Annotated in this window: 14 protein-coding genes; 8 read left to right on the top strand and 6 right to left on the bottom strand. The window is 65.3% G+C overall.

Annotated elements, in window-relative coordinates; genetic code table 11:
* Window positions 1–6: 6 nt before the first annotated feature.
* Window positions 7–420, bottom strand: coding sequence for a hypothetical protein (locus tag D4765_RS10940; RefSeq protein WP_136642337.1), 414 nt, complete (start codon window positions 418–420; stop codon window positions 7–9).
* 191 nt (window positions 421–611) lie between these two features.
* Window positions 612–1,043, bottom strand: coding sequence for a hypothetical protein (locus D4765_RS10935; RefSeq protein ID WP_136642336.1), 432 nt, complete (start codon window positions 1,041–1,043; stop codon window positions 612–614).
* 197 nt (window positions 1,044–1,240) lie between these two features.
* Between D4765_RS10935 and rfbB the strand changes: the two genes are divergently transcribed.
* A complete protein-coding gene (gene rfbB / locus D4765_RS10930) occupies window positions 1,241–2,239 on the top strand; it encodes a dTDP-glucose 4,6-dehydratase (RefSeq protein WP_136642335.1) in 999 nt (332 codons plus the stop codon).
* Window positions 2,236–3,630, top strand: coding sequence for a sugar nucleotide-binding protein (locus D4765_RS10925; protein WP_170225118.1), 1,395 nt, complete (start codon window positions 2,236–2,238; stop codon window positions 3,628–3,630). Before rfbB ends, D4765_RS10925 begins: the two co-directional genes overlap by 4 nt.
* Before the next feature lie 14 nt (window positions 3,631–3,644).
* Here the strand turns inward: D4765_RS10925 and D4765_RS10920 are convergent, their stop codons facing one another.
* Complete coding sequence (locus tag D4765_RS10920) at window positions 3,645–4,205, bottom strand: YdcF family protein (RefSeq protein ID WP_136642334.1); 561 nt, start codon at window positions 4,203–4,205, stop codon at window positions 3,645–3,647.
* Between the two features lie 145 nt (window positions 4,206–4,350).
* Between D4765_RS10920 and rfbA the strand changes: the two genes are divergently transcribed.
* Window positions 4,351–5,220: a glucose-1-phosphate thymidylyltransferase RfbA gene (gene rfbA / locus D4765_RS10915; protein WP_136642333.1), complete on the top strand. Its 870-nt coding sequence runs from the start codon at window positions 4,351–4,353 to the stop codon at window positions 5,218–5,220.
* Between the two features lie 9 nt (window positions 5,221–5,229).
* Window positions 5,230–6,252, top strand: a complete 1,023-nt coding sequence (locus D4765_RS10910; RefSeq protein ID WP_136642332.1) for a MauE/DoxX family redox-associated membrane protein — start codon at window positions 5,230–5,232, stop codon at window positions 6,250–6,252.
* 85 nt (window positions 6,253–6,337) lie between these two features.
* Here D4765_RS10910 and D4765_RS19210 read toward each other — a convergent pair whose 3' ends face one another.
* On the bottom strand, window positions 6,338–6,955 hold the full coding sequence (locus tag D4765_RS19210; RefSeq protein WP_161580421.1) for a hypothetical protein: 618 nt from the start codon (window positions 6,953–6,955) through the stop codon (window positions 6,338–6,340).
* Between the two features lie 188 nt (window positions 6,956–7,143).
* Here D4765_RS19210 and D4765_RS10895 point away from each other — a divergent pair, with 188 nt between their 5' ends.
* The 4 genes from D4765_RS10895 (at window position 7,144) to D4765_RS19200 (ending at window position 11,607) form a co-directional block, all read left to right on the top strand.
* A complete protein-coding gene (locus tag D4765_RS10895; protein ID WP_136642329.1) occupies window positions 7,144–7,842 on the top strand; it encodes a helix-turn-helix transcriptional regulator in 699 nt (232 codons plus the stop codon).
* A gap of 124 nt (window positions 7,843–7,966) precedes the next feature.
* Window positions 7,967–8,131: a hypothetical protein gene (locus tag D4765_RS19205; RefSeq protein ID WP_161580420.1), complete on the top strand. Its 165-nt coding sequence runs from the start codon at window positions 7,967–7,969 to the stop codon at window positions 8,129–8,131.
* A gap of 40 nt (window positions 8,132–8,171) precedes the next feature.
* The gene (locus D4765_RS19980; protein ID WP_136642328.1) at window positions 8,172–11,324 is read left to right on the top strand and encodes a helix-turn-helix transcriptional regulator; all 3,153 of its coding nucleotides are present in this window, start codon (window positions 8,172–8,174) and stop codon (window positions 11,322–11,324) included.
* Window positions 11,325–11,457: 133 nt separating this feature from the next.
* Window positions 11,458–11,607, top strand: a complete 150-nt coding sequence (locus D4765_RS19200; RefSeq protein WP_161580419.1) for a hypothetical protein — start codon at window positions 11,458–11,460, stop codon at window positions 11,605–11,607.
* Window positions 11,608–11,646: 39 nt separating this feature from the next.
* Here the strand turns inward: D4765_RS19200 and D4765_RS10885 are convergent, their stop codons facing one another.
* Both D4765_RS10885 and D4765_RS10875 read right to left on the bottom strand, forming a co-directional pair.
* Window positions 11,647–12,885 (bottom strand): hypothetical protein, encoded by a 1,239-nt coding sequence (locus D4765_RS10885; protein WP_161580418.1) that lies wholly within the window; start codon window positions 12,883–12,885, stop codon window positions 11,647–11,649.
* A gap of 46 nt (window positions 12,886–12,931) precedes the next feature.
* Window positions 12,932–14,242, bottom strand: a complete 1,311-nt coding sequence (locus D4765_RS10875) for an alpha/beta hydrolase (protein WP_136642325.1) — start codon at window positions 14,240–14,242, stop codon at window positions 12,932–12,934.
* Window positions 14,243–14,244 lie beyond the last annotated feature (2 nt).

The following is a 14,244-nucleotide window of genomic DNA, read 5'->3' as shown; positions in this document are numbered from 1 at the left end:
CTGCGCTCAGAGCCCAGCCCTGGCCATGTGTTCCCGCTGCTGATGTTCGTCGCGGGGCGGGTTCAGCCAGACCGTCAGGTAATCGGGTGCGGTGGGGTCGCCGACAAGCTGTGCTTCACAGACAGCGACACGGTTGACGGCGTTCAGCCAGCAGATCTTCGAGCGAAACCGTCGGGAGAGCTGATCGTCGAGCACCCCGGCTGTCACCCGGAATGACGTGTAGCGAAGAACGACGGTGACGTGTCTGCGCCCGTCGACACGGTCGTTCACCAGGCGGGCCCTGATGGTGCCGCCGAAGAGTTTCTGTGCGGCGGCGAGCTCAGCCAGACGCTCGCGATTGAAAATACTGGGCACGATGATGGTGCCCAACTCCTCGAACTCGGGGAGCGCGACAGGTCGTTTGCGGCGGCGACGGGCCATGAGAGCCTCCAGCGTTGGAAATAATCGCGATCGCAGGAGGGATTGTGGTCATGGTGCCCACCAAACGCTGCGACCGTGTTGGTGTGCCTCAAGCGTAAATGCGCAATGTGTCGTGCAAATGACCATCACGTAACGCATCGGAAACTAGAGAGCGAGTCTGCGAGCACGCTCACGTTCTGTTCAGCGAATGTTCAGCGAACAATCGGCGGGCGGCCGAGGGGGGCAGCCCTCTCTTGTAGGCGAGCCTCACTGTGCGTCGGGTTCAACAGCACTGTGTAGAGGGCAGGATTCTTGGGATCGGCGACGATCTGTGCCTCGCAGACAACGACGCGGTTGAGAAGGTTCAGCCATCTGATTCGTCGGCGCACGAGGCGCACGATGGCAGGATCGAGTTCGCCAACCCTGACCTTGTAAGAGGTGTAGCGCAACACCACGGTGACCGTTTTGCGGCCATGGACCGTGTCGACAACGAGGCGGGCCCTGACATCGCCGCCGAATGTCGCCTGCGTGTCGAAGACCTTGTGAATGCCTTCGAAGTTCACAAGGTTGTGTACGGGGATCGTGCCGAGTTCGTCGATTTCGGGGATGTTGACCGAGATTCGATGGTTGCGTCGACCTGCCATGGTTGTCTCCTGCGTTGGATGAATATCGTTCGCAAGAGCAAGGCTCAAGAGGCACACCATCCGCTGCGATCGGCGATGTCAGTTGATACTAGTGGGCTGCTATTACGGCGGTGTGACCTGCACGAGTGCCAATAAGCTGAACCAATCGGGCTACGGCGCCTACGTGATCGAAGCACTAGAGCGGAGAAAGTAAACGTATGAGTAGAGTTCTCGTTACAGGCGGAGCAGGGTTCATTGGGTCGAACTTCGTGCACTACGTACTGGCCAACACAGATCACACGGTGACCGTGCTCGACGCGCTCACGTACGCCGGCAATCGGGCGTCACTCGACGGGCTGCCCGCAGACCGTTTCGAATTCGTTCACGGTGACATTCGCAATGCTGAACTCGTCGACGAACTGTTCGCGCGCCATGACCTCGTGGTTCACTACGCAGCCGAGTCGCACAACGACAATTCCCTGCACGACCCGCGGCCGTTTCTCGAAACGAACATCATCGGCACGTACACGCTTCTTGAAGCGGCCCGGCGGCACGGCACTCGATTTCACCACATTTCGACCGATGAGGTGTACGGCGACCTCGAGCTTGACGACCCCGCCCGATTCACCGAAGACACTCCCTACAACCCGTCGTCGCCGTATTCGTCGACCAAAGCCGGCTCTGACCTGCTCGTGCGCGCCTGGGTGCGTTCGTTCGGCGTTCAGGCCACAATCAGCAATTGCTCCAACAACTACGGGCCGTTTCAGCACGTGGAGAAGTTCATTCCGCGCCAGATAACGAACGTGCTGACCGGCGAACGCCCCAAGCTCTACGGAGCAGGCGAGAACGTACGCGACTGGATCCACGCGAACGATCACTCGTCGGCCGTGCTCACCATTCTTGAGAAAGGCGTCATCGGGGAGACCTATCTCATCGGCGCCGACGGCGAGAAGAACAACAAAGACGTCGTGGAGCTGATTCTGCAGCTGCTCGGCCAGGAGCCCGACGCCTATGACCACGTCGTCGACCGGCCAGGGCACGACATGCGGTACGCGATCGACTCGACCAAGCTGCGCACCGAACTCGGCTGGATGCCCCAGTTCTCTGATTTCGAATCGGGGCTCGCAGACACGATCGAGTGGTACCGAGCGCATACCGGCTGGTGGGGTCCCGAGAAGGCCGCTGCCGAGGCGCGTTACAAGGAGCAGGGCCAGTGACCGCTCTGTTGTCGAAGGCAGAGACCACGATTCCCGGTCTGCTGCTGTTCGAACTGCCGGTTCACGGCGACAATCGCGGTTGGTTCAAAGAGAACTGGCAACGCGAGAAGATGGTCGCCGCAGGGCTTCCCGACTTCCTTCCGGTGCAAAACAACGTCTCGTTCAATGGTTCGCGTGGCACCACGCGTGGCATTCATGCCGAACCATGGGACAAATTTGTTTCGGTTGCCACCGGCAGCATTTTCGGGGCGTGGGTCGACCTGCGCGCCGGTGAGTCGTTCGGCTCGGTGTTCACGGCCGAGATCGGGCCAGGGCAGGCCATCTTCGTTCCTCGCGGAGTGGGCAACTCGTACCAGACCCTCGAAGACAACACGGCGTACTCGTACCTGGTGAACGATCACTGGAGCCCGAATGCCTCGTACACCTTTCTGAACCTGGCCGACGAGACGGTGGCCATCGACTGGCCCATCGCACTGTCGAGCGACGCTGTCGAGCTGAGTGCGAAAGACATTGCGCACCCACGCCTCGCCGACGTGGTGCCCATGCAGGGGGCGAAGACCTTGGTTCTCGGCGCGTCTGGCCAGCTGGGGCTCGCTCTTCGAGAAGCGCTGCCGGCGGCCGAGTTCGTGACGCGCACCGAATTCGATGTGGCGGCGCCCTCGAGCTACGAAGGCCGTCACTGGGGCGACTACTCGGTGATCGTGAATGCCTCGGCCTACACGAAAGTCGACGAGGCAGAGACGGCCGAGGGTCGGGTGGCTGCGTGGTCGGCAAATGTTTCGGCCGTTGCGCTGCTGGCCGCGCTTGCCACCACCCACGGCATCACGCTGGTGCATGTGTCGAGCGATTACGTGTTCGACGGCACCGCAGACGTTCACGGTGAAGATGAGCCGTTCAGCCCGCTCGGGGTGTACGGCCAGACGAAGGCGGCGGCCGACGCGATCGTGGCGACCGTGCCACGGCACTACGTGGTGCGCACGAGCTGGGTCATCGGTGAGGGCAACAACTTCGTGCGAACGATGGCGTCACTCGCTGCGCGGGGAATTGCGCCAAAAGTGGTGAACGACCAGGTGGGGCGACTCAGTTTTACGAGCGACATTGCCGCGGGCATCCGGCACCTGCTCGAGACACACGCTGCCTTCGGCGTGTACAACCTGAGCAACGACGGCGAGCCGCAGTCGTGGGCGGCGCTCGCGGCGAGGGTCTATGAGCTGACCGGGCACGACCCGGCCAGCGTGACGGGCGTCTCGACCGAGGAGTATTTTGCGGGCAAGGCGGCGGCTCCGCGGCCGTTGAACAGCGCTCTCGACCTCGCGAAGATCAAGGCCACCGGCTTCGTGCCACCGGATGCCGATCAGGCCCTGATCGCGTACCTCTCGGCAGCGGGCTGAGCTGACCGGCCCGTTCAGCAGTTCTGGTCGAGGAGAAGTTTGACGAACCCGGCCGTCTGGTAGAAGAACGCGTAGCCCCACTCGGCGTAGCTCAGTGGCTTGCGGTCTTCGACCATGCTCAGCTTCCCGCTGAAGCAGCGGCTCACGATGATGCGCGCGCGATCGATGTGCGGCGTATAGGTGATGACAGTGGCGCTCTTCCAGCCGTGTTCTGCCGCCATCGCCTGCAGCTCGTGTGCTTCGCCGCGCGTGGTGAACGGGGCGGGGGTGAAGCACGTCACCGTGTAGGTGTGCTTCACCTGGGTGCTGCAGATGGGCAACTCGTCTTTGCTCTGCACTCCCCAGGCCGGAACGGATACCAGCAGATTCTGGCTGAGGCCGGCGTCAAGCATTTTCTGGGCAATGGCGATGCGCGTCGCCTCCGGAGGGCCGAGCACGACGATGACATCGCTCTTCGTGGGCTGGTCTGAGGCGGGGTAGACGTATTCGTGAATGCTGAATGCGGCGAACGAACCGGTCACCACGAGCATCAGAGAGACGGCCACGATGAGGGCATTGCGAATGTGACGTGGCACGAAGAACCTCGGTCAGATCGGCGGGTGGGGTGAACACGGCGCCGTGTGGGCAATACCGTACTGCATCGGCCTCAGAAACGACCGAACCGGTCGCCTCGCCGATTCGATTTGTCGCGCGAGGCGCGAACCCACCATGATGGGGTTCATGCGGGGAATCATTCTGGCCGGCGGTTCGGGAACGCGACTTCACCCGATCACGCTCGGCATATCAAAGCAGCTCGTGCCCATCTACGACAAGCCGATGATCTACTATCCGCTGTCGACTCTCATCAACGCGGGCATCCGCGAGATTCTCATCATCACGACCCCGCATGACGCTGACCAGTTCAAACGTCTACTGGGTGACGGCTCGCAGTTCGGCATCGAGCTGTCGTTCGCGGTGCAGTCGGAACCGAACGGCCTGGCGCAGGCGTTCGTGATCGGCCGCGAATTCGTGGGCGACGAGACCGTGGCCCTCGTGCTCGGCGACAACATCTTCTACGGGCCCGGGCTCGGCTCGAAGCTCTCGCGTTTCACCGACATCGTGGGCGGTGCCGTGTTCGCCTACTGGGTGGCTGAGCCCTCGGCGTACGGCGTGGTGGAGTTCGACGCCGACGGCGTGGCGCTGTCGCTCGAAGAGAAGCCGGTCAAACCGAAGAGCAACTACGCGGTGCCCGGGCTCTACTTCTACGACAACAACGTTCTCGACATCGCGGCGGGTCTCGAACCGTCGGCTCGCGGCGAGTATGAGATCACCGACATCAACAAGGCATACCTCGCGGCGGGGCTGCTGAAGGTCGAGGTCTTGCCGCGCGGAACCGCTTGGCTTGACACCGGCACCTTCGATTCGATGACCGATGCCAGCGAGTACGTTCGCACTATCGAACGGCGGCAGGGTCTGAAGATCGGCGCTCCTGAAGAGGTGGCATGGCGCCAGGGATTCTTGTCTGACGACGAGCTGCGTGTCAGAGCGAACACGCTGCTGAAGTCGGGTTACGGCACGTACCTCATCGAAGCCATCGAGCGAGGCAAGTAGCCCGTTCTCATGAACCCCGGAGCTCTGACCGTGCTGCCCGTGGTGTTGGCGGCGGTATGGCTGGCGAGCGGGGTGACGAAGCTCGGCCGTTCGAGGCAGACCTCTGCGGCCATGGTCGCGCTGGGGGTTCCGCGGCTGTTGCGCGGGCCGTTGGTTGCCGCCGTGGTGCCGTGGGGCGAGATCGCGCTGGGGCTCGGTGCGCTGGTGCTGCCGGGGGCCGCGTTTGTGGCGGTTTCGTGGCTGAGTGTGCTGTTTCTGGTGGCGTTGACGGGGCTTTTACTGCGAGTGGTACTCCGCGGTGAGGCGGTCGACTGCAACTGTTTCGGGGTGTTGAGCAGTGCCTCGGTGGGCTGGCGCACGGTGGCGCGCAACGCAGTACTGCTGGGGGGATGGGTGCTGGTGGCCGCGGGTCTTGCGGGCAGCCGTGGAGTGGGGGCGAGCATCTCGGGGTTCACGGGCGACGACGTCACGTGGTTCGTGGTGCTGTTGGCGGCCATGGTGGCATTGGTGCTGACGTGGGTGCGGCAGGGTTCTGCGGGTGCGGGTGCGGGTGCGGGTGCGGGTGCGGGTGCTGGTGCGAGTGCTGCCGGCCCGAGTTCTGAATCAGGCGCTCCCGTGGTGGTGGGGCCCGAGATTCCGGATGCTCAACTGCTCGATGCCGAAATGGTGGGTCACCCGCTTCGAAGCCTCTCGGTGCAGCGCGCAGTACTGGTGTTGTTCGTCAAACCCGACTGCACCCCGTGCCGCGTGGTGGCGGCGGAGGTACCCGAGTGGCGGCATCGGCTCGGCCCGTCGGTCGACATCGTGGTGGCCACCGCGGGCTCTGCCAGGGAGTTTGCGGAGGCGTACCCGGCGCTGGTGGAGGGCGCGCTGTTCGGTGCGAAGCCGGCAATGGCGGCTCTCGGCTTCGAAGGGACACCGGCCGCAGTGCTTCTCGGAACGAATGCGACGGTGGCGGCGGGCCCCGAGCTCGGCTCCGAGGCGATCAGCGCCCTGGTCGACGGTATCGCGGAGGCGATGGCGGCTGGGTGACGCGCCCGACCGCGAGTGACGAGCCCAAGCAGCGTGATGCGCCTGGGCGGGGTGATGCGCCCGGGCGCGACGAGAGCCCTGCGGGTCAGTTGGGGAAGGTGGCGGTGCGGTCGGGGTAGACCTGCCAGAACTCACCACTGGTGTAACTGGAGATGTCGCTGAGCGTGCAGGCGGTGCCGTACCGGCCCAGAACGTCGACGTGCGCGTCGTCGACGGCGACGAGTCGTTCGACCTGGCGAACGCGGATGTTGGTGGGTGAGACGGTTGTCCAGGTGGCGCCGCCGTCACTGGTGCGTTGCAGCACGGAATCAGTTGCCGTGCTGGTGCTTGTGCCGGCGCAGCTGCCGGGTGTGGCTCGGTAGCCCACGAGCGCGGAGCTGAAGTCGGTGATGTACCCCGCTGCTGCGCCGGGGGTGGGAGTGGGCGTGGGGGTGCTCGTGCCCGTTTTCAGCGAGGTACCCGCAGTCGGAGTGGGTGTCGGCGCGGTGCTGGCCGCCGGTGAAGCGCTCGGAGTCGCGGTGACCGCCGGTACCGGGGTCGCCGTCGTGGAGGGAAGCGAGGTCTCGAGGGCGCTGCCGGAATCGGCCGGGGCCTGCTGCTGGGGAGGGGAGAGCGCGAAGTAGACGAGCGCCGCATCGAGCACGACAAAGGCCACGATCGCGGTAATCACCCACGGAAAAGGACCCATTGCGCGTTTTGGCATCGCTTCAACAGTAGTAGACATGCGCTGAATGGTTCATGTCAAGGCCCATCGTGCGCCCATTTGCGACAGATCTTGCCGAATGGGCTGAGCACGCTGAGCGAGCCTGGGCTCCGTTGCTACAGTGATTTTCCGCGGCAACGCGTGTGCTGGGGTCGAAAGCAGGTGAGATATGCCGGCAGTTAACGTTCATGCTGTGGCTGGGCATCCGGAGCGTGGGTAGGGTCTCGGCGCCGACGGTGAAGCCCAAACGAATACGGGTGCACGTGGTGCACGAGAGCCGTATGGTCGCCGAGGCCATCAGCGTGCAGCTGAAGACGCTGCTGCCGGGGGCCTCTGTCGACGGCTGGACCAAGTCGTGGGAGACCTATGTGAGCCGCAGCGGCGGCGTGGCCGACGTGGTTGTGATCGACAACGAGCTCGGCAACGGGGGCCCGACGGCGTTCAAGGTCAGCTCGCTGGTGCGCGACGGCACCGGGGTGGTGGTGCTGGGGCGGTCACTGTATGTTCCGGCCATTCGTCGCATCTACGAGGCGGGCGCGCATGCGTACCTGCTGCCCGAAGAGCCGTCAGAGGCGGTGGCAGCGGCCATCTGGTCGGCGTACCGCAACACGGTGTTGCGGCCGGTTCGCATCACCGAACTCTTCGGCGACAGTGAGCCGGTCGCGGTTCCTGTTCTGACCGCGCGCGAGCTGCAGGTGGTGGGGGCATACGTGTCGGGTTCCGGTGCCTCTGTGCCCGAGACCGCCGCGCGGTTCGGACTCTCAAGCGAGACGGTTCGAACCCATATTTCGCACGCACGGCGTAAATACACTGGCGCCGACGGCGACTCGGTTTCGAAGATGGAGCTGCGCCGCCGCATGATCAAAGACGGCTGGATTCTGGGCTAGGGCTCGCCCGGGTGCGGGCAGAGTTCTGCAAGATAGGGCGACCTCCTCATGCGGAGTGGGGGTCTTAGAGGCAAATGTCATCTGTACCAGAGCGGTGGTTCTGGGTCACAGAAGGGCACCAATCATGCAGGTCACCGACACCTCTTTTCTCTGGCTGCAGCAGGCCAACGAAGAACGCTTCACGCGCGAACTCGAGTACCGCCGTGTCGCCGCCGAACGCCTCGACGAGCAGCGTGCCGCCCGCCGCAGCGACTCATCGTGGTGGAGTCGGTTCGGGCGTCGTCGCTGAGACCGCACATCGTGTCGGCGGCAGATGACACGATGAGGGAGTGCAGATCATCAGCAGCGACATTCTCGTAGGGCGCGAGAGCGACCTCGAGGCGCTCGGTGGCGCGCTCGACACTGCTCTCGGCGCGCCCACTGCTCTCAGCGCGCCCAGTGCTCTCAGCGCGCCCAGTGCTCTCAGCGCGCCCAGTGCTCTCAGCGCGCCCAGTGCTCTCAGCACACCCAGTGCTCTCGGCCCGCCCACGCCACGCGCCAACGCACGGTCGACGGCAGCCGCGCTGCAGTCAGAGCAGGCGCCGCAGCCGAGTACCACCACCATTCTGTTCGGTGGCGAAGCAGGTATCGGCAAGACACGACTCGTCGACGAGTTCGTGAGCCAGCGAGTGGGTTCGCGAGCCAGGGTTCTTCGGGGCCAGTGCATCGATTTCGACTCGACGGCGCCGCCCTACGCCCCGATCATCGGAGTGCTGCGCGCGCTCGTCGGCCAGCTCGGCGCCGACCCCTTCGAAGCCGTCGCGGGGTCTTCGCGCGATGCGCTCACCGTTCTGTTGCCAGAGCTTGGCGGTCGGGTCGTGGCGCCCGAAACAGGGCAGCAGGCCGGCGCCGGGCTGCTGTTCGATGCTGTGGCGGCGACGCTCGAGAATGCTGCCGTCGAGCATCCACTGGTCGTCATCATCGAAGACCTGCACTGGGCCGACCAAGCCACGCTCGCGCTGTTGCGATTCTTGGTGCGCGTCATCGAGAATGGCCGCATTCTGTTCGTCTTCACTTTTCGAAGTGACGAATTGGCACGCGGAGGCACGTTGAGAGCCTGGCTGCCCGAGCTCGACCGCAACCGGCGGGTGTCTCGACGCGAATTGGCCAGGCTCACTCGCCGTCAGTCGCGGCAACTCATCACCGCGCTGAACGGGGCGCCGCTTGACAGCTCCGACGTCGGCGTGATCTTCGAGCGTACCGACGGGGTTCCGTTCTTCATCGAAGAACTGGTCGGCTGCGAGGCGTACCTGAGGGCCGACAGCTTTCCTGAAACGCTGCGAGAGATTCTGCTGGCCCGCTATGAAACGATGAGTGAAGGGGCAGAGCGCCTCACCCGCTTGCTGGCCGCCGGGGGAGTGCGCGTCGAGCACGAGCTGCTCTCGCGCGTCAGCGAGCAGAGCGCCGACGAGATAGACGCCGCCGCCAGCGAGGCGGTGGCCGCGAATGTGCTGGTCGTCGACGACACGGCGTACCGGTTTCGGCACTCGCTGGTGCGGGAGGCGGTGCATGAACAGCTGCTGCCGGGCGAACGGGTGCGCTTTCACACGAGCTATGCCAACGCTCTGGGTCCCGGTGACGCAACGGCGATTTCGTACCATTGGATGCTCGCTCACAATGCCCACAAGGCGTTCGAGTGGTCGATCACCGCGATGGTGCAGGCCAAGAACTCGTTCGCGTTTCTCGCAGCGGCGCGGCTCGGTGAGCGAGCCCTGGAGTTCTGGGATCAGGTGGCTGACGCCGAGGGACTGGCAGGGCGCAGCCGCGTCGAGTTACTGTCAGAGACCTCGTACCTTCTGCGAAATGCCGGCGAGAGCGAGCGCGCCATCGCTCTGATCAACGAGGCGCTCGCGCTGTGTGGGCCGTCGGGCAACGCCGAGCCCTACGCGCGAATGCTGCGAGACAAAGCCTCGTATCTGGCGAATGTGGGGCAGGTGGGGTCGATCGCGCTGCTTCGGGAGGCGCTCGACGTGCTGCACCTGCGGCCGCAGAGCGTTCTGCGCGCGAATATTCTCGGGGAGCTGGCTGCGCGACTGATGCTCGAGGCACGGTTCGACGAAGCGATCGAAACGGCCGACCGCGCGCTTGCCGAAGCTGTCGCGGTCGATGCTGAACCGCGAAAATCGGTGGCGGCCAACATTCGGGGAATCTCCCGCTTCGGTCGCGGTGACGTCGAGGCGGGGCTGGCCGACCTCGCGTTGGCGGGCCAGCTTGCCGGGGGCAACGATTCGGCACGACTGCGCTACTTCGTGAACCAGTCGGGCGCGCTCAACCTTCTGGGCCGCTTCGACGACTCGATTCGCACCGCTGAAGAGGGGGCTGAGCACGCTCGGCAACGGGGAGTCGAACGCACCTCCGGCATCATTCTGCTGTCGAACATCATTGAGCCGCTTTTCGCCCTCGGTGAGTCGACGCGGGCGAACGAGTTGCTCGAGCGCGCTCTCGAACTCGATCCGCCTATCGGATACAGCGCCCACCTCCAGCGCCTCAAACTGCGGGCGGTGCTGTGGTCGGGCGATTCGGCGCAGGCCGAACGTCTGCTGCGGGGCTGGCGAAAGGGGCTGCGGTTGCAGTTGCGCATCGACATGCAGTCCCGGCTGGGGTTTGCGGCTGTCGCCGGTGAGATAGCTCTGGCTCGGGGCGAGATTCGTGAGGCGTGGAGCGAGGTGAGCGTGCTGCTCGACAGTGAACACCGCTCGTTCGCTCCCTACGACCTCGGGGTGCTGCCGGTCGCGGCGCGTGTTCTGGCGGCCGCCCGCGGTCGCGGTATCGAGCTGGTATCGCCGCGCTCCGCTGGTGCCGCTTCGTATTCTGGTTCTGGTTCGACTCTCGAGGCCGAACTCCGTGAGGTGCTCGCCGCCGCTGCCGCCTGGCCGACAGCGGCGGCAACGGTCGCGGTGTTCGATGCCGAGCTCGGGGGCCCGCGCGGTTCTGGAACAGACCCTGAACTGTGGATGCTCGCGGTCGCTGCCTCGGCAGCCTCCACCGCCCCGGCTCAACTCGGTCCGTACACGAAAGCTCGATTGGCCGAAGCGTACGCGAATGCGGGTGATCGGGCATCCGCTCGCCGCTGGGCCGACGAGGCGCACTCCACTGCCGACCGCATCGGCCTCACCTCGGTGGCGCAGCGGGTGATCGATCTGAAACACAGGGTCGGAGCAGAGTCGACCGGGTCGACCGGGTCGGCCGGATCAAGAGGGTCAACCGGGTCGGCCGGGCGTGGGGCCGGCTCCATCGTTGACCATACGTCGCTCGACGCACTGCTCACCGAACGCGAGAGGCAGGTGCTCGTGCTCCTCGCCCAGGGTTTGAGCAACCGGCAGATCGCTGAACAGTTGTTCATCAGCACCAAGACGGCGAGTGTGCACGTGTCGAACATTCTGCGAAAGACGGGTGCCGCGACGCGCACCGAGGCCGCGTACCTTGCCCGCAGCGGGGTGTAGCCGGGCGATGCGTAGACGAGAGGCAGCACCCGGCGCGCGAACAGCCGCAGAATAGGGCGATCGCTGCATGACGCGAACCCCGCTTAGAGACGACTGTCGGTCATACCGATTCGCACTCAGGTAGGAGAAGACCATGCTGTTCATCATCGTTCTTGTCGTGTTGGCCGTTGCGGCCATCGTTGCGACGTTCATCGAGGTACTGACCGACGGGTACCGCCCCGTCGCCATGCGGCCCGGCACTCTGCGTGCAGCGGGTGCGCGGCGGGCGAGGGTTCGCCGCTGAGGGTTTGACCCGGCCACCGGCGGCCGGTGGTGGCCGGGCTCAGGGCCGGTCAGGATCAGGCTCGCCGGGCATCCATTCGAGCAGTTCTGAGGTGACGAGTTCGGCGACGGCAGCAGCGAGAAGCTCGGCCGTGCGGTCGCCGGGGGCCTCGCCGTGCGCCTCGACGACCGCGGTTTCTAGCTGAGTGAGGGTTCGCGGCAGCCGGGCGTGCTCGAGAATCGTGGGGGCGATGCCCGAGATCACGCGCACAGTTGTGCCCGAGAGTGCAATGACCGAGTCGCCGTCGCGAATGATGTCGGTGGCGATGCTGCGAACGCTGGGTGTGGTTCCGCGGGCGCGCTCGGCGTCTGCGAAGAGCGAACGCACGAGGGGTACGAGGGTTTCGGCTTCGCTGTAGGTCACCTGTTGGAGGCCGCCGCACGCGGCGAAGACGGCCTGCAGGCGCTCGAGCGGGCGGTCGCGGTGCGAGAGGTAGCTGATCTGTTCGACCACTTCGCCGATCGACTCGGTGAGGCTCACGCTCCGGATGCCCGGCTCCACGTCGCTCCCCGACGCGGGTCTCCGGTCGAGAAGCAGCACGGCGACCAGCCTCAGTGCCGGCGGCGGCACCCTCAGGCCGAGGGTGGCCGGGCTCACTTGGTCTTTCCATCGCTCGGGCGGGGGCTGCTTCACCGAGAGCGGCTTGCCGTAGGGCAGCACGCTGAGGTCGTCACGCACGGCGAGGGTTTCGTCTGTGACGTAGCCGAAGGCGCGGCCGAGGGCGATGGAGGCGGTGGTCTTTCCGCGGCCCGATGGGCCGAGGAAGGCGACCACGTTGCCGGTCGCCGGGTCGGCGACCGCACCGGCGTGCAGCATGAGAAGCGAGTTGCGCTGGGCATCGATGGCCGTGCGGGTGATGAGGCCGGAGAGCTGGTCGGCGAGGGCGCGGAACGACACGGCGGTGATGACGTCTGGAGCTGGGGCTGGAGCTGGAGCTGGAGCTGGAGCTGGAGCTGGGGCTGGAGCGAGGCCTGGGGCCGGCTCGGCTGAGGGTGGGGGCACGGCTGCGCCGGACGGTGCGGAGACGGGGCTCTCGAGCGGGGCATCCGGAGCGGCCGCCGAATGGGGAGCGGTCACGGTAGCACGCAACACTGTGGCGCCTTCGGGGGCCTCGCTGACGAGCTCACCAGAGCACCAGGCCCACGACTCGACGAACTGCGACACCTCGGTGGGGGTGACGCCGTCAAGCTCCACGACGAACGGCGTGCCGAGCGCGACTACCGATACGAGCGACACCATAGGTTCACGCTACCGTGCCCGTGCTCACCGCGCGCTCACCGCGTGATCAGCCCGTCGGCGGCGCCGACAACCCACCGCGTGGGTAGATCAGGGTGTAGCCGGCAGAGAGCCCGCCGTCGAGGGCGGTGTTGTCGTGCCCGCTGCCGGGTATGGCTGTGTATGTGGCGTGGATTCCGGCCGCCACAGCGGCGTCGTAGTTCGTCTTCACACCCGGGATGGCCTCGGCGTCGTCAGCTCCCACAGCGAACACCGCCCACGAATCGGGGTACGTCGACTTCGACATGATGGTGGTGGGCCACACCGCCTCGTAGGCCGCCTGGTTGCCGCCGAACATCTTCTTCAGGGTCGACTTGTCGTCGACGCCCTGGTATTCATCTCCCGAGATGTCGACGAAGTTGCCGAATGTGCTGGGGTATTTCGCGCCGAAGTATGACGCGCACATGCCGCCGTTCGAGAACCCCATGATGGTCCAGTCTTTGGGATCTGAGAGCACGTTGAAGTGCGCCTTCACCCACGGAACCACGTCTTTCATGATGTAGGTCTCGACGTTACCTTTCGAGGTGTCGAGGCAGAGCGGGTCTTTGGTGTCGTCGCCGAGCTGGTCGGGGTTCACCACGATGGGGGCGAGGCCTCTGTTCGCCGCGGCGAGCTTGTCGAGAATGACCTTGGGGTCGTCAAGGCCGGGGCTTCCCGGTTGTCCATTCAGCTGGATGATCACCGGCAGTGCCGGCGCATTCGCCACGAGCCCCGCCGGGGGTACGTACGCGAGCGCGGTTCGTGCGATGAAGCCCGAGACGTCGTGGGGAATGTTCACCGTGCCGAGCTGACCGGTGGCGGGGAGGTCGGCCGGGGGCATCCAGCTCTCGTAGAGGGGTGCATTCGGGTCGACGACGGGTGCCGGGGTGGGGGTTCCCGATGCCGACGGAAGTACGAGCGGCTTCGCGTTGGTGACCCCGAAGAAGGCAGCGACGGTCTTGTTGAGGCCGTAGACGGCGTTGACGCCGAGGGTTCCGGTGGCGATGAAGACCGCGATGCCGAGCACGGCGATGAGTTTGCGCCACCACCTCGAGAGCCACAGGTTGACGATGGCGAGGCCCACAGCAGCGAAGGTGAGAACGATGACGGAGTCGACCAAAGGCGACAGGCGGGTGCCGAACAGGTCGAGCAGGTACACGGTGATGACGAGGGTGACGATGCCGGCCAGGGCGCCGCCGACGAGGCCGGATGCTGCGGTGACGATCCAGCGCCGGCCGGGGCGGCGGATGAGCAGGTACAGACCGAAGACGGCGGCGGTGGCCGCGAAGCCGATGATGACGGGGCCCTGCACGATGTTGAGGTTGAGTAACGAGTCGAACATGG

The organism is Subtercola vilae (genome assembly GCF_004923255.1).
Classification (GTDB): Bacteria; Actinomycetota; Actinomycetes; order Actinomycetales; family Microbacteriaceae; genus Subtercola; species Subtercola vilae.
Note: the sequence above shows the minus strand (reverse complement) of the source record. Positions and strands in the feature narration are given on the sequence as shown.